Source organism: Rhizobium sp. CFBP 13726, from assembly GCF_014841925.1.
Lineage (GTDB): Bacteria > Pseudomonadota > Alphaproteobacteria > Rhizobiales > Rhizobiaceae > Neorhizobium > Neorhizobium soli.
Genome location: NZ_JACYUU010000001.1, coordinates 603633 through 619276 on the forward strand (window position 1 = coordinate 603633; position 15644 = coordinate 619276).

15 protein-coding genes are annotated in these 15644 nt (G+C 60.5%); 6 read left to right on the top strand and 9 right to left on the bottom strand.

Annotated features, from left to right (window positions below; all coding sequences use genetic code 11):
• Positions 1–5: 5 nt before the first annotated feature.
• Together IFT66_RS02960 and IFT66_RS02965 are read right to left on the bottom strand one after the other, a co-directional pair.
• Positions 6–1232: a GNAT family N-acetyltransferase gene (locus tag IFT66_RS02960; protein ID WP_192076745.1), complete on the bottom strand. Its 1227-nt coding sequence runs from the start codon at positions 1230–1232 to the stop codon at positions 6–8.
• A 122-nt stretch (positions 1233–1354) separates the two neighbouring features.
• A complete protein-coding gene (locus tag IFT66_RS02965; protein ID WP_062453259.1) occupies positions 1355–1567 on the bottom strand; it encodes a DUF2842 domain-containing protein in 213 nt (70 codons plus the stop codon).
• A 160-nt stretch (positions 1568–1727) separates the two neighbouring features.
• Between IFT66_RS02965 and IFT66_RS02970 the strand changes: the two genes are divergently transcribed.
• A complete protein-coding gene (locus tag IFT66_RS02970) occupies positions 1728–2831 on the top strand; it encodes a COX15/CtaA family protein (protein WP_192076746.1) in 1104 nt (367 codons plus the stop codon).
• A gap of 35 nt (positions 2832–2866) precedes the next feature.
• On the opposite strand, the gene argC is transcribed toward IFT66_RS02970, so the two are convergent.
• The 4 genes from argC to rplM form a co-directional block, all read right to left on the bottom strand.
• Complete coding sequence (gene argC, locus IFT66_RS02975) at positions 2867–3799, bottom strand: N-acetyl-gamma-glutamyl-phosphate reductase (RefSeq protein WP_192076747.1); 933 nt, start codon at positions 3797–3799, stop codon at positions 2867–2869.
• 74 nt (positions 3800–3873) lie between these two features.
• Positions 3874–4842: an agmatinase gene (speB, locus tag IFT66_RS02980; RefSeq protein WP_192076748.1), complete on the bottom strand. Its 969-nt coding sequence runs from the start codon at positions 4840–4842 to the stop codon at positions 3874–3876.
• A gap of 129 nt (positions 4843–4971) precedes the next feature.
• The gene (gene rpsI / locus IFT66_RS02985) at positions 4972–5436 is read right to left on the bottom strand and encodes a 30S ribosomal protein S9 (RefSeq protein ID WP_062453256.1); all 465 of its coding nucleotides are present in this window, start codon (positions 5434–5436) and stop codon (positions 4972–4974) included.
• A gap of 2 nt (positions 5437–5438) precedes the next feature.
• The gene (gene rplM, locus IFT66_RS02990) at positions 5439–5903 is read right to left on the bottom strand and encodes a 50S ribosomal protein L13 (RefSeq protein ID WP_062453255.1); all 465 of its coding nucleotides are present in this window, start codon (positions 5901–5903) and stop codon (positions 5439–5441) included.
• A gap of 406 nt (positions 5904–6309) precedes the next feature.
• Here rplM and IFT66_RS02995 point away from each other — a divergent pair, with 406 nt between their 5' ends.
• The 3 genes from IFT66_RS02995 (at position 6310) to IFT66_RS03005 (ending at position 8528) form a co-directional block, all read left to right on the top strand.
• On the top strand, positions 6310–6747 hold the full coding sequence (locus IFT66_RS02995) for a CoA-binding protein (protein ID WP_062453254.1): 438 nt from the start codon (positions 6310–6312) through the stop codon (positions 6745–6747).
• A 127-nt stretch (positions 6748–6874) separates the two neighbouring features.
• Positions 6875–8176: an O-acetylhomoserine aminocarboxypropyltransferase gene (locus IFT66_RS03000; RefSeq protein WP_192076749.1), complete on the top strand. Its 1302-nt coding sequence runs from the start codon at positions 6875–6877 to the stop codon at positions 8174–8176.
• A 7-nt stretch (positions 8177–8183) separates the two neighbouring features.
• Positions 8184–8528 (top strand): cupin domain-containing protein, encoded by a 345-nt coding sequence (locus IFT66_RS03005; RefSeq protein ID WP_062453252.1) that lies wholly within the window; start codon positions 8184–8186, stop codon positions 8526–8528.
• Between the two features lie 27 nt (positions 8529–8555).
• Here the strand turns inward: IFT66_RS03005 and IFT66_RS03010 are convergent, their stop codons facing one another.
• The 3 genes from IFT66_RS03010 to IFT66_RS03020 form a co-directional block, all read right to left on the bottom strand.
• On the bottom strand, positions 8556–9806 hold the full coding sequence (locus IFT66_RS03010) for a cytochrome P450 (protein ID WP_192077125.1): 1251 nt from the start codon (positions 9804–9806) through the stop codon (positions 8556–8558).
• A 40-nt stretch (positions 9807–9846) separates the two neighbouring features.
• Positions 9847–11601: a gamma-glutamyltransferase gene (gene ggt, locus IFT66_RS03015; protein ID WP_192076750.1), complete on the bottom strand. Its 1755-nt coding sequence runs from the start codon at positions 11599–11601 to the stop codon at positions 9847–9849.
• A 92-nt stretch (positions 11602–11693) separates the two neighbouring features.
• Positions 11694–12953 (bottom strand): diguanylate cyclase, encoded by a 1260-nt coding sequence (locus tag IFT66_RS03020; protein ID WP_192076751.1) that lies wholly within the window; start codon positions 12951–12953, stop codon positions 11694–11696.
• A 346-nt stretch (positions 12954–13299) separates the two neighbouring features.
• Between IFT66_RS03020 and clpP the strand changes: the two genes are divergently transcribed.
• Entirely contained in the window at positions 13300–13932 is a 633-nt protein-coding gene (gene clpP / locus IFT66_RS03025; RefSeq protein WP_062453248.1) for an ATP-dependent Clp endopeptidase proteolytic subunit ClpP, read from the top strand.
• 298 nt (positions 13933–14230) lie between these two features.
• Entirely contained in the window at positions 14231–15508 is a 1278-nt protein-coding gene (clpX, locus tag IFT66_RS03030; protein ID WP_192076752.1) for an ATP-dependent Clp protease ATP-binding subunit ClpX, read from the top strand.
• Positions 15509–15644: the final 136 nt, after the last annotated feature.

Here is a 15644-nt window from a genome sequence, read left to right on the forward strand (position 1 = left end):
GGCTTTCAGGCCGCCTTGTTCGTTTTGGCGGCCCGCAGTTTCTGAAGCAGCGCATAGAGGCGCGGGTTGTGCTTGACCGCAGCCTTCGCCCTCGTCGCCAGAACCATCAGCGGTTTGAAGACGGAACCCTTCGGCGTGATGGCGATGAGAATATCGTGCAGCACGGTTTCCTGGCTGCACCAGCTGCGCTTGTAGGGCTGGTCGCCAACGCCGAAGTCGAACAGCGCCGCGCCTTCGCGGCAGCTCTTCTCGATCATCAGCCAGAACAGCAATTCGCCGGGGCTTGCCTCCGGGCAGATGCTGTCGTCGATGGAGCTGAACTGGCAGATCACATGGTCGCCCTTGCGCGAAACGCCAGCGATGGCCACGACATGGCCCTCGTGCTCGCCATGCATCCGGATCGCGTGGAGGGTGAGAGACGTGTCTGTCCCATCAGTCGGCGCGTCCACCAGACGATGGAAGAACTCGCGGATCTCGGACGCGTGGAAGACATCGGGCAGGCCGAACATCTTCAGCCGCGCCGCCTTCTGGCGAAAGAACGTATCGAGCAGCGCGTGCTTTTCGTCCGCGTCCAGCGCAATCATATGGTCATAGCCGCCGGCGACTTCGATCTTGCGGCTCTGTGAGCGGAATTTCTTGCGCCGGGTCTTGGCATTGAGCTGTGCGAGCGTCGTCTCGAAGTTCGGGAATAGGGGTAGCTGGAACGAATGATTCTGGTTCTCGGTCGTTGCGAGAGCACTCAGCGGATGCCGGCTACCTCGCCACGAGAGCGGCACGCAGTCGAGCACCACGAGATCCGCATGGACGGCAAGAGCCGTTCGCAGCATGCGCAGGAACCGTTTCAGCTCGGCAGCGGAAGCGACCTCGAGTGCCGGGTCGAACAGGCCGGTATTGAGGTTGTTGTAGTGATTGCCCGGGAGGCGGGCGACGCGAATGCCTTTTTCACGGACGATATCCAGCGGAAGAATGAACACGGCGCGACCGTCGATACGACCGACGACGACCGCAATCGCGCGGCCGTGGGATTTCGCCCAGGCCTCGCACCAGTCGAAACCCTGATGCAGCGAATTGAGCTTGATTGCCTGTAGACGGTGCCAGTCGGACTTTACTTCCGCCATGTCCGTCGCGACTGACATCTTGATCTGCGCGAACTGCAACGGGGCATGGGCACGCGGAGGCGACCCCGACGTCTCTGTCGGCGCAAGCTCTTCAATCAGTCTCGAGGTTTGCATGACGCGCTCCGCTGTCTTTCAGCGCGGACGATAGGCAGTCCGCACAAACAATCGGTTATCGCTCGGCTGCCGGCTGCCAATACTATCGCGGCTGGTTAATGCCGGGTGAACCCGAGGGAAACCTAGACCTTGGGCCGTGCGCCCGCCATCCACTTGATGATCAGCATGGCCGGCAGGATCCACAAAAGCCCCGACAGCAGGAAGTAGAGGAAATGCACCCACCACGGCGATGTCGCGAGCAACAGCGTCGCGACCGTGGTTGCCGCCAGCGCGTAAACGATGACGAGCACGATGATCATGATCGTGCCGATGAAACTTCTCAGGCGTGGGACCAACGCGTTTCTCCTCCCGCGACGCGATGCCGCAAAGCATCGGGGCTTGTTTTGCACGTGTCCTTGGGGCAAATCAACGGCAAGAAGCGGAAAGATCACCGCGTGCAGGGCGCTCTCGAGCTCATGCGAGGCTGATCTTTCTTCGAGCGACAGGAGTTTCCGCATGTCGGCGACTGATAGCCTCATCATCGATGTCATCCACCCCGCAGTAAAACGCCGCGAGCGCGACCGCAAATCGGTGCGCATCTGGCTCGGCTTCGTCGTCTTCGTGCTCTTCTGTCTCGTCCTTGTGGGCGGCGCGACCCGGTTGACCGATTCGGGCCTTTCGATCACCGAGTGGAAACCGATCCACGGCGTCATTCCGCCTCTCAATGCGGCCGAATGGCAGGAGGAGTTCGAGCTCTATCAGCGCATTCCGCAATACCAGCTGGTCAATGCCGGCATGACGGTGGACGAATTCAAGACGATCTTCTGGTGGGAATGGGCGCACCGGTTCCTGGCGCGCTCGATCGGCCTGGTCTTCGCTGTGCCGCTGATCTTCTTCTGGGTGACCGGTCGCATTGAGAAACGTCTGCGCTGGCCGCTGGTCGGCACGCTGGCACTTGGCGGATTTCAGGGCTTCGTCGGCTGGTGGATGGTGTCGTCGGGCCTCACTAAGCTCGTCAGCGTGTCGCAATACCGCCTCGCCACACATCTGGTCATCGCCTGTCTGATCTTTTCCGCCTGCGTCTGGATCATGCGCGGCCTCACGCCCCAGAAGCAGGGGGCGGCCCCGACGCGTCACTCCTATATCGCGGCTGGAGGCCTCGCGTTTCTAGCGCTGTTCCAGATCTATCTCGGCGCACTCGTTGCAGGCCTCGATGCCGGCCTCAGCTACAATACCTGGCCGATGATGGATGGCGCCTTCGTTCCGGCCGACCTCTTCCTGCGCGATCCCTGGTGGATCAATCTGTTCGAGAACCCGAAGACCGTGCAGTTCGTCCACCGCTGTGGCGCCTATGTGCTTCTGGCGGCAGCGCTGGTCCATATGATCGTGTCACTGACCAAGGCACCGGGCTCGGTCCATACGGGCCGCGCCGTCATCCTGTTCCTGCTGGTCTGTCTGCAGGCGGTGATCGGCATCCTGACGCTGGTCTATCAGGTGCCGCTGGATCTGGCACTCGCGCATCAGGGCGGCGCCCTTGTTGTCCTCGGCTATACCATTACCCACTGGCGCGGCTACATCGGCGAATACCCGCTTGAAGACAGAAAAGCCGCGGCGAACTGAGTTCACCGCGGCTCTGATTTCAAATCCGGATGGCTTTAGGCTGACAGCATCAGGTCCATGTTCTGGACGGCGGCACCGGAGGCACCCTTGCCGAGATTGTCGAGCAGCGCGACCAGATTGACATGCGGGCTACCGGCAGCGCCGAACACGAACAGCTTCATTCTATCGGTGTTGACCAGTTCCTCTGCATCGACGCGCGCAAGCGTCGCGCTTTCCTCGAGCGGAACCACGGTGACGATATCCTGATCCGCGTAATGTGCGACGAGGGCGCTGTGAATGCTCTCGATCGTTGCGCCGTCCTTGAGGTCCTCAAGAAACAGCGGCACCTGTACGATCATGCCCTGAGCGAAACGTCCGACGGATGGCGAAAACAGCGGCGAGCGATCGAGCAGGCCGTGTTCCTTCATCTCGGGCACGTGCTTGTGCTTCAGCGTCAGGCCGTAGAGAAAATTGTTGGACGAGATGGCGTCATCCCGTGACGCGTCTTCCATCTGGCCGATCAGCTGCTTGCCGCCGCCGGTATAACCTGAGACCGCATTGACCGAGACCGGGTAGCCATCGGGCAGCAGACCGGCAGCGCGAAGCGGACGCAGAAGCGCGATTGCGCCGGTCGGATAGCAGCCGGGATTGGCGACGTTGCGGGCAGCCTTGATCTTGTCGGCCTGTGCCTTGTCCAGCTCGGCGAAACCATAGGCCCAGTTCGGATCGACGCGGTAGGCGGTCGAGGTGTCGATCACCCGCACGTTGTTGTTGCCGGCAAGCATGGTCACGGCCTCTTTCGAAGCCTCGTCCGGCAGGCAGAGGATCGCGATATCGGCGCTGTTGAGCAGGTCCTCGCGCATCGCGGCATTGCGCCGCTCGGCTTCCGGGATCGACAAGAGCTCGACGTCGCGGCGGTCGGCCATGCGGGTGCGGATCTGCAGCCCTGTCGTGCCGTGTTCGCCGTCGATGAAGATCTTTGCCGTCATGGTCTTTATCCCTGAAATGTCAGTGCCTTGGGGTGAGAGCCGGAATCAGTTTGCCAGCTGCTTGATTCAAAGTGTCAACGGGCGAAAAGTCGCTCCGCGCGCAGGCCAAGCATATACATTGCAACCGTTGCCCCGGCAATGGCGGTGATATCGGCGTGGTCATAGGCAGGCGCCACCTCCACCACATCGGCGCCGCAGATATCGAGGGCGCCGAGTTTGCGCAGCACCGACAGGATTTTCGCACTCGACGGACCACCGGCAACGGGCGTTCCTGTACCGGGCGCGTAGGCGGGGTCCAGGCAGTCGATGTCGAAGGTGAGGTAACACGGGCGGTCGCCGACATGGGCAAGGATCGCCTCGGCAATCGCCTGGGCGCTCAGGTCCTCCACCTCATGGCCCGGCATGATCCGGATACCGAAATCATCGGGCGCATGGGTGCGGATGCCGATCTGGATCGAATGCTCAGGTTCGATCACGCCCTGTCGCACGGCGCGCGCCACGAACGAGCCGTGGTCGATCCGCTCGATCTCGCCGGCCTCGTCCACATCGTCGCTCCAGGTATCCTGATGGGCATCGAAATGCACGAGGGCAAGCGGGCCGTGGCGGGCCGCATGTGCCTTCAGCAATGGCCAGGTGACGAAGTGATCGCCGCCGAGCGACAGCAGAAACGCGCCCGACTCGATGATCTTCGTCGCTTCCGCCTCGATCAGGCGCGGCGTCTTCCAGTGATGACCGTAGTCGAGCATGACGTCACCATAGTCGATGACAGACATGGCCTCGAAGAGATCACGCGAGAACGGATATTGCGGGTCGTTGTCGAAGATCGCCGAGGCCCGGCGAATGGCCTGTGGCCCGAACCGCGCGCCCGGCCGGTTGGAGACCGCAGCGTCGAAGGGTATGCCGAGGACGACCGCATCGGCGCCGATCAGGTCCTTGCTATAGCGCCGCCGCATGAAGGACAGCGCGCCCGCATAGGTCGGGTCGGTGGCGGCATCGCGCAGGGACTTGGCGGTAAAGGCGTTGTCGATGGATTTTGAAGCCATTGCATTCTCCCGGATCGCAGAGAAAGTGCAGTGGGAGTGTCTGGAAGACAAGACCCGGACCTAAGAAAGCCCGAAACGAAAAAGGCGGAGCCGAAGCCCCGCCTTTCGAAATGCAAAGTCTTGAAGCGATTAGCGCTTCGAGAACTGGAAGGACCGGCGGGCCTTCGCCTTACCGTACTTCTTACGCTCGACGACGCGGCTGTCGCGGGTCAGGAAGCCACCCTTCTTCAGAACCGGGCGCAGGCCTGGTTCGAAGTAGGTGAGGGCCTTGGAGACGCCGTGACGAACGGCACCGGCCTGACCGGAAAGACCACCACCGGTGACGGTGGCAATGATGTCGAACTGACCTGTGCGGGCAGCGGCAACCAGCGGCTGCTGAAGGATCATCTGCAGAACCGGACGGGCGAAGTACGCCGAGAAGTCGCGACCGTTGATGATGATCTTGCCGGAGCCCGGCTTGACCCAAACGCGGGCAATCGCGTTCTTGCGCTTGCCGGTTGCATAGGAACGGCCCTGTGCATCGACCTTGCGGACGTGAACCGGTGCCTGGCTTTCAGCCGGAGCGAGGTCCTTCAAAGAGGAAAGATCGGCCATGATCAGGCGCTCCTTACGTTCTTGCTGTTCAGCGATGCCACGTCGAGAGCGACCGGCTGCTGTGCTTCATGGGGATGGTTGGAGCCGGCGTATACACGCAGGTTCTTCAACTGGCGACGGCCGAGCGGGCCGCGCGGGATCATACGCTCGATCGCCTTTTCGACGACGCGCTCAGGAAAGCGGCCTTCGATGATGGCGCGTGCAGTACGCTCCTTGATGCCACCCGGGTAACCGGTGTGCCAGTAGTACTTCTTGTCTGTGTATTTCTTGCCGGTCAGGACAACCTTTTCAGCGTTGATGATGATGACATTGTCACCGTCGTCGACGTGAGGTGTGTAGGTGACCTTGTGCTTGCCGCGAAGGCGATTGGCAACGAGGGTGGCGAGGCGACCGACAACGAGGCCTTCGGCATCGATGATGATCCACTTCTTCTCCACCTCTGCAGGCTTCTGAACGAAGGTTGACATTGTTTTTCTCTCTCATCTGAACCCAAGACCACCGGAAGACCGGCCGTAAGGGCGTTTTTTGTTGCTTGATTTGCTCGGCTATGCCGACAAAAAAGAAAGCGGGCCTTCGAGAGGTCCGCGATCTGCGCGGCTTATACGACGGAGCCTAAAAAGCGTCAAGCAGCCGGCCCGGAACGGTCGGAAAAATAGCTCAACGTTTAGAATGACTTACTGATGAGGTAAAATAATACCTCACAAATATTCGGCCGGTGTTTCGTCTCTTACACGACTTATCGAGAAGGGATACCTTGGTTTGAGCCGCAGCAGGCCGGACGCCTGGCTGGTGGGAAAATGTGATTCCGGAACCGAGTTGGAAGATTTCCATTGCTTTCCTATGTCCAGGTGACTGCATGAGGAGGTTAGAACCATGGCTCACGATCGGTATGACGACGACGTCATCGCTGGCGTCTTGAAAAGCACGAAGACGATTGCGCTGGTCGGCGCATCGCCCAATCCCGACCGGCCCAGCAACCGCGTCATGGGATTTCTGTTGCAGCGCGGCTACCGGGTGTTTCCGGTCAATCCCGGCCAGGCCGGCAAGCAGATCCTAGGTCAGGAGGTCTATGCGAGCCTCGCGGATGTGCCCGAACCCGTCGATATGGTCGATGTGTTCCGCGCTTCGGAATATCTGGATAGTGTGGTGGACGAAGCGCTGGCGCTCGATCAGCTGCCCAAGGTCATATGGGCGCAGCTTGGCGTCCGCGACGATCAGGCCGCAGTCAAGGCGGAGGCTGCCGGTATCCAGGTAATCATGGATCGCTGCCCGGCGATCGAGTACCCAAGGCTTGCCCGTCTTCTCGGATAGGGTAAGGGAGCGGGGCAGGTAATTCGCGGACTCTTTTCGCAAACGCTGCGAATGCTGCAACGATATTTCTTGATCGCCGTCGGCCCGCAGGCTCTGCTGTGATGAAACGACCCTAGAGGAGACCGGCATGGCCAACCCGAATTCACGCAGTTCCGGCAATCCCGGATTTTCAACGCTCGCTGTTCATGCCGGCGCCGAGCCCGATCCGACGACCGGCGCCCGGGCGGTGCCGATCTACCAGACCACGTCCTTCGTCTTCAAGGATACCGAACATGCAGCCGCTCTGTTCGGGCTGAAGGAATTCGGCAATATCTACACCCGCATCATGAACCCGACGCAGGCGGCGCTTGAGGAGAAGGTGGCGGCGCTCGAAGGCGGCACGGCAGCCCTTGCCGTCGCCTCCGGCCATGCGGCGCAGCTGCTGGTCTTTCACACGATCATGCAGCCCGGTGACAACTTTGTCGCGGCGCGCAAGCTTTATGGCGGTTCGATCAATCAGTTCGGCAACGCGTTTCAGAATTTCGGCTGGCAGGTGCGCTGGGCCGATAGCGTCGTTCCGGAAAGTTTTGAAAACGAGATCGACGATCGCACCAAGGCGATTTTCGTCGAAAGCCTGGCAAACCCCGGCGGCACCTTCGTCGATATCGCGGCGATTTCGGAGGTGGCCCAGCGTTTCGGAATCCCGCTGATCGTCGACAACACGATGGCGAGCCCCTATCTCGTCCGGCCACTCGAACACGGCGCCGATATCGTCGTACACTCGCTCACCAAATTTCTCGGCGGCCACGGCAATTCCATGGGCGGCATCATCGTCGACGGCGGCACGTTCGACTGGTCGCGCTCCGGCAACTACCCGGTCCTGTCCGAACCGCGGCCGGAATATTCGGGCATGGTCCTGCATGAAACCTTCGGGAACATCGCCTTTGCGATCGCCGCGCGCGTGCTCGGCCTTCGCGACCTCGGGCCGGCCATCTCGCCCTTCAACGCCTTCCAGATCCAGACGGGGATCGAGACGCTCTCGCTGCGCATGCAGCGGCATTGCGATAATGCGCTTGCGGTTGCCGAGTGGCTGAGCCGCCATCCGAAGGTTGGATGGGTGAACTACGCCGGCCTTCCTGACGACCCGAACAATGCTCTGCAGCAGCGCTATTCGCCGAATGGTGCCGGCGCTGTCTTCACCTTTGGCCTGAAGAACGGCTACGAGGCCGGCAAGATCTTCGTGGAGAGCCTCAAGCTCTTTTCGCACCTTGCCAATATCGGCGATACCCGCTCGCTGGTCATCCACCCGGCATCGACCACCCACCGGCAACTCACCGAGGACCAGCAGATCGCCGCCGGTGCCGGACCGGACGTGGTTCGCCTCTCTGTTGGCATCGAGGATGTGGCAGACCTGATCTCCGACCTCGACCAAGCATTAGCAAGGACTTGAGACACTCATGAAGAACTGGCTGACATTCGATCTGACCGCAATCGAACCGGAGGAGGGCGCTCCGGCTCCCGACCGCGTCATCTTCGGCGATCCGAAATTCCTGACCTGGAATTTCGAGGAGGCCGAAGGCGGGATCTATGCCGGCGTCTGGGAAGCGACACCGGGCAAGTGGAAGATCGTCTATGACGAGTGGGAATATTTCCACATCCAGTTCGGCTACTCGATCATCACCGAAGAAGGCGCAGAACCGCTGCATCTGAAGGCCGGCGACAGCATGGTTCTGCGGCCAGGTCTGGTTGCCACCTGGGAAGTGGTGGAGACGACCCGCAAGGATTACGTCATCAGGCTGTAAGCCTGACGGCGGGTCCTCCGGCTGCTCCTACCCCCAGGTGAGATTGAGCCGCTCCAGCCCGTGGAAATGGTAGACATCCTTCACCGTCGGCACCCCGGCCAGTTTGAGGCCGGGCAGGCGGCGAAACAGGATGGGCAGAACGGTATTCAGTTCCAGCCGCGCCAGCGGTGCGCCGATGCAGAAGTGAATACCGGCGCCGAAGGACAGGTTTTGGCCTTCCTGACGATCCGGCTTGAACACCAGAGGATCTGAAAATTTCTTGTGGTCGAGATTGGCGGCGGCGAGGATCAGGCTCACCTTGTCGCCACGCTTCAGGGAAACGCCGTCGATTTCCGCGTCCTCGAGCGCCCAGCGCTGGAAGATATGGACGGGCGCGCACAGCCGCAGCGTCTCTTCCACCGTCCGCTCCGTCGCGGCCTCGCCGCGGAAGAGCTCGGCCGGCGAGAGACCGCTTTCGAGGATCACGCGAACCGAATTGCCGATCTGGTGCACGGTCGCCTCGTGACCGGCGTTCAAGAGAACGATCGTGGTCGAGACGAGTTCGTCGTCGGTCAGATACTGGCCCTTGTGCTCCGTATGGATCATGTGGGTGAGCAGGTCTTCGCGCGGTTCACGCCGGCGCTCGGAGATCAGCATCTTCACATAGGCTGCGAATTCCGCAGCGGCGCGGTCCGCCGCATGTTCGTCTTCCCGCGAGCGCTTGAACATGTACATGCCGACATAGGCATGGCTCCATTTCAGCAACTGCGGCCCCATGTCGTCCGGAATGCCGATCATCCGTGCGATCATCGTCACGGGAATGATGTCGGCAAAGGCCGAGAGCAGCTCCACCCGGCCTTCGCCGTCAAACGCGTCGATCAGACGCTCCGCAAGCTCGGTAATCTCCGGCCTCAGCTTCTCGATATGGCGGGAGACGAAGGCGCGGTTTACCATCGTCCGGAGCCGCGTATGTTCCGGCGGTTCGATCTCCAGCAGCGAGTATCGTTCGGCGAGGTCGAAATTCGCAAGATGCGCTTCCGGCTCGGGGAGGCCCAGCTCCTCGCGGCTGGCGACATGCAGGATCTGCCGGCCGAATCGGCGGTCGCGCAGGAGAAGGTTCACATGGTCGTAGCCGGTGAAGAACCACTGCCGCTGCTCCTCCCAGAAGAACGTCGGACAGTGCTGATGCAAAAGCCCGTAAACACGGTTCGGATCGCTGTAGAAGGCCGGGTTGCGGCCATCCAGCGAGACGCGGCGGGTTTCTGGATCGATGCGGAGAAAATCGGGGATCGCGGTCATGCCGAATGGGTAACTCAATCCGCGGTCCCACGAAAGCCCGTCATTCGCCTATCGCGATACCCTCGCGCCGCGGATCGGCACTTCCCGCAAGTCCTCGGTCGGTGATCTCGATTGCCTGCAGGCCAGACGTCATTTCACCGGCCTTCACCTCGTAGCCGAGTGACTTCAGCGGCTCCATCAGCGTCTCGGCCCGCGTTCCGGCTTCGATATCGTATGTCCCGAAACGGTTGATCAGATGCGGCTGGGCGACGATCTGCTCCACCGGCATGCCCCAGTCGATATAGGCGACCAAAGCCTGCGCCACATATCCGATGATCTGGCTGCCGCCGGGCGACCCGATGGCCATCAGCGGCTTGCCGTCCTTCATCACGATCGTCGGCGCCATCGAGGAGCGGGGACGTTTGCCCGGCTCGACGCGGTTGGCGACCGGCAGGCTTCCATCATGCGTCTTGAAGGAAAAGTCGGTCAGTTCGTTGTTGAGCAGAAAGCCGTTGACCATCAGCCGCGAGCCGAAGCCGTTCTCGATCGTCGTCGTCATGCTGGCGACGTTGCCGTCCCTGTCGACGATGGAGATATGGCTGGTGGAGGGAAGTTCGATCGCCTCGCCGCGGCCAAACAGGAGCGCGTGATCCCAGGTCGGCTCGCCAGCCGTCACGGCATCCTTGGCAAGTGCCTTGTCCGTGTCGAGCAGTCTTGCCCGTTCGCCGAGATATTCCTTTTTGAGGAGACCCTTGATCGGTGCCGGCACGAAATCTGGATCGGCCAGATATCTTTCGCGGTCCGCAAACGCCAGGCGCTGCGCATCGCCGATCAGCCTCCAGCTTTCAACATTGTCCGGCCCGAGCCCCTTCAGATCGAAGTTTTCGAGAATGCCCAGCATCTGGCCGACGGCAACGCCACCGGAGGAGGGTGGGCCCATGCCGCATATATCGAGAGCGCGATAGGCAAGGCAGACCGGTTCCCGCTCCTTGACCCTGTAATTGGCGAAATCGGATAGCGAGAGAACGCCGGGATTGCCCTTTGCCTCGCGCACGGCCTTGACGATCGCCTGCGCAATCGGGCCGGAATAGAAGGCATCGGCGCCGCCAGATGCGATCGTTCGCAGCGTTTCTGCATAGGCGGGGTTCTTGAGGAGAGTGCCGATTTTCAGCGGTGCGCCGCCATCGTCGAAGAAATAGCGGATCGTAGCGTCATCGGTCTTCAGCTTGTCACCTTCGGCCGCAAGCAGAGTGCCGAGCCGGGGTGATACCTCAAAGCCGTCAGTGGCGAGGCGCTCGGCGGCAGTAAACAATCCCGCCCAGTTCGCCTTACCGTATTTGCGGTGGACGGTTTCGAGAAGCCGCACCGTGCCCGGCGTGCCGACCGACCGGCCGCCGACCACGGCTGCCATGAACTTCAACGGCTGACCCTGATCGTCGAGAAAGAGCTTCGGCGTGGCTTCCATCGGCGCCGTCTCGCGGCCGTCGAACGTTGTCAGTTTCTGCGAGGCTGCGTCGTAATAGACCAGGAAGGAGCCGCCGCCGAGGCCGGAACTCTGCGGTTCCACGAGGCCGAGCACGGTCTGCACGGCAACCAGCGCATCGGCAGCACTGCCGCCTTTCTCGATCACTGCACGACCCGCTTCCGCGGCGAGCGGATTGGCGGCGGCGACCATGTAGCGCTTCGTCTCGACCCGCTTGGCCGACGTGACTGCCGATGCCTTTTCCGGCGCGGTCGTGTCCGATGCCTGCTGCGCCGAGGAAACCGAGATCGTCAGGAAACCGGCGAGAACAGTTCCGGAAATTTGCTTCAGCATGGCATGTCTCTCCGCATTTTTGATTTTGCTCGGAGAGAGTGTGGAGCATTGTCGCGCCATTGCAAGACTTTAGGCGGTCGTGGGCAACGGCACTATTGGCTGAGGACGACGATGCGTTTCAGCGACGCCACCTGTTGGGACACGCTGATGTCTTCGAAAGGATCTGCGGCAAATGGGGTTGGGGACGCAAAATCCGTTGACGGTACGATCATGATTTCCTGATCCGTATGAACGGCGGTGCGGTCGCGGCCGCTGGTCTTCGACACGTAAAGAGCCTTGTCGGCAGCGGTTAGCAACGCGTCGATATCAGCGTCCTTCGTGGAGCACAGCGAGATGCCGGCGCTGACCGTCACGGCTATCCTGTGTTCGCCGACACTGATTGGATGGCGTCTGAGCGTCGAGCGGATTGCCTCTGCGATACTGGCTGCTTCGACCATATCGGAGACGCGGATGATAGACGCGAATTCCTCGCCGCCCATGCGTCCGAACGAGCCGCGGCCGCGCTGAGCCGCCGCACCAATCCGTGCAAAGGCGGAGAGCACGTCATCGCCGGCCTGATGACCGTAGACGTCGTTGATCTGCTTGAACCCGTCGAGATCGAACTGGATGAAAGCAATCATGCTGCCATCCAACGCATCAACGCCCTTCGACCGGTAAAACTCTTCCAGCAGACCGCGGCGGTTGAGCACGCCGGTCAGCGGGTCGGTCCGCGCCAGCTCCTTCAGGCTGAGCTCCGACCGCTCGGTCAGGAGTCGCGCCCCGCAGACGATGCTGCCGACAAAGACGAAAGCCGTCGGGAGATAGAGCCACGGCGAATGCGACGCAGCGACAAGCGCATCCGGTCTACCGATGAACACCATCAGGACAATCAGCGCACAGGAGAAGAACTGTATCCCGATGACGCTGGCAAACACGCGGCGGGTGATACTGGGCGGACCGCGATGGTAAAGCAGAATGCCGATGATCATGGCGTGACCGACCATGGCCGCGACGTGGTGAAGGATGGCGCGACTGGCGAAGTCGCCGCGGACGGGGTCTAGAAACATCCCGGCAATCCAGATCAGGGCCGGAATGCCAACGTAGGGTTCCACTGGCCGGCGGTCGAGCTGCATCAGGCCCGCAGCCCACAGGCCGATACCCGCAAGAACCATGGTATTGGCGATCTCGATCGAAACGAAGTCCGGAATGTCGCCGCGCATTGCGACCAGAGCTGCGCCAATCCCGTGCACAGCGAAGCCGCTGCCCCAGCTGAGATAAAGTGGTTCGCGCTCATAGTACCAGCGTGAAAAGAGCAGGACGGCGAGCGTCACCGCTTCAGCGGCCCAGATCAACAGACCCGTCAAGATATCCACGTCCAGCTCCGTCATTCATTCCCGGCCGCTTCAGTATGCAGCCAAGTCTTTAAGGCTGCGTTGCTGTTTTGCGTCGGTTATTTTGATTAGAATGCTGTCATTTATTCATATCTGCTTTACCCTGCTCGATCAAAAATGCTTGGATGGCTGTCGATACTTCTCTTTTGCCTCTGGTATATGAGAGTTGTTGCATTATCGGTCAGCCTCGCGCATCCCAAGCCGATTAAGGATATCGGGCTCTCCGTCTTGAAGTACCCGGCGGTGACACTCTATGTAGGAGATAACCCATTCCAATGATTCCGGAGCGCATCGCCGCCTTCGGCGATGCATTTGACAAAGGACGGACATGAGAAATCCAGTTGATACCGCAATGGCCTTGGTGCCGATGGTCGTTGAGCAGACCAATCGCGGTGAACGCTCCTACGATATCTACTCGCGCCTCCTGAAGGAGCGCATCATCTTCGTCACCGGTCCGGTGGAAGATTACATGGCGTCGCTCGTTTGCGCCCAGCTGCTTTTCCTCGAGGCTGAAAATCCGAAGAAGGAAATCGCGCTCTACATCAATTCGCCAGGTGGTGTCGTCACCGCCGGCATGTCGATCTACGACACGATGCAGTTCATCAAGCCGGCCGTATCGACGCTTTGCATCGGTCAGGCCGCGTCGATGGGCTCGCTGCTGCTGTGCGCCGGCGAGAAGGGCATGCGTTTTGCAATGCCGAACTCGCGTATCATGGTTCACCAGCCCTCCGGCGGCTTTACCGGTCAGGCCTCGGACATCGAACGTCACGCTCGCGACATTCTGAAGATGAAGCGCCGTTTGAACGACGTTTACGTGAAGCACACCGGCCGTACGCTTGAAGAAGTTGAAAAAACCCTCGATCGTGACCACTTCATGACCGCCGACGAAGCTCAGGACTGGGGCGTCGTCGACAAGATCCTGACCACGCGTCAGGAAATGGAAGGCGTTTCGGCGTCTTGAGGCAATAGTGGCATCCGTGCTGCTCACCCGGATTTGAGTGATTTCGGGGGTTTCAAGTCGCACGGAACGCGCTATTAGTACCTATTAAGGCTGTGTTGAGTGTTTATGACATAGCATTGGCGTCTTAGGGGTTTCGTTGCAGCCGGTCATTCTGGACCTGCGAAAGCGAGTTTAAGGCCGGTAGAGTACCCCTTGAGCGAAGACAGGCGCGGCATGGCGTCCGCGCGTGTCGACAGCGACAAAGTTGACCGCGACCGTCTGGACAGGCGGATAGGCGGAGTGCTGGAAGGAAAGTGATATGAGCAAAGTCAGCGGCGGCAACGGCAGCGACTCTAAGAATACCCTGTATTGCTCCTTCTGCGGAAAGAGCCAGCACGAGGTCCGCAAGCTGATTGCCGGCCCGACCGTATTCATCTGCGATGAATGCGTCGAATTGTGCATGGACATCATTCGCGAAGAGAACAAGTCTTCGATGGTGAAGTCCCGTGAAGGCGTTCCCACGCCGCAGGACATCATCAAGGTCCTCGACGAGTACGTCATCGGCCAGAAGCAGGCCAAGCGTATTCTGTCGGTCGCAGTCCACAATCATTACAAGCGTCTCGCGCATGCCTCAAAGGGCGGCGATGTCGAGCTTGCGAAGTCGAACATCATGCTCGTCGGTCCGACGGGTTGCGGCAAGACCTATCTTGCCCAGACGCTCGCGCGCATCATCGACGTGCCCTTCACGATGGCCGACGCGACGACACTCACGGAAGCCGGCTATGTCGGTGAAGACGTGGAAAACATCATTCTGAAGCTGCTTCAGTCTGCGGATTACAATGTCGAGCGCGCCCAGCGCGGCATCGTCTACATCGACGAAGTCGACAAGATCTCCCGCAAGTCGGACAACCCTTCGATCACCCGCGACGTGTCGGGCGAGGGCGTCCAGCAGGCGCTTCTGAAGATCATGGAAGGCACGGTCGCATCCGTACCCCCACAGGGAGGCCGCAAGCATCCGCAGCAGGAATTCCTGCAGGTCGACACGACGAACATCCTGTTCATCTGCGGCGGCGCCTTTGCCGGTCTCGACAAGATCATCTCTGCCCGTGGCGAGAAGACCTCGATCGGTTTCGGTGCATCCGTCCAGTCTCCGGACGATCGTCGCGTTGGCGAAGTGCTGCGCGAACTGGAGCCGGAAGATCTGGTCAAGTTCGGTCTCATTCCGGAATTCATCGGTCGTCTGCCGGTTCTGGCAACGCTCGAGGATCTCGATGAGGATGCGCTGATCCAGATCCTGTCGGAGCCGAAGAACGCGCTGATCAAGCAGTACCAGCGCCTGTTCGAGATGGAAGACGTCGAACTGACGTTCCACGAGGACGCGCTGCGCGAGATCGCCAAGCGCGCCATCATCCGCAAGACCGGTGCTCGTGGTCTTCGCTCGATCATGGAAAAGATCCTGCTCGACACGATGTTCGAGCTGCCGGCGCTGGAAGGCGTTCGCGAAGTGGTCATTTCCGACGATGTGGTGCGGGGCAATGCACGTCCGCTCTACATCTACGCCGACAGGCAGGAAGAAAAGGCCAACGTTTCGGCCTGATCCTCAGCGGTCATAGCAACATTGAGAAGGGGCCCCATTGGGGCCTCTTTTTCGTTTTAGCCTCGGCTATTGTTTTAGGCCGTATTACACGATTTTTGCACTGCAAAGAGTTGCAAGATAATCCGCTTGATTTAGA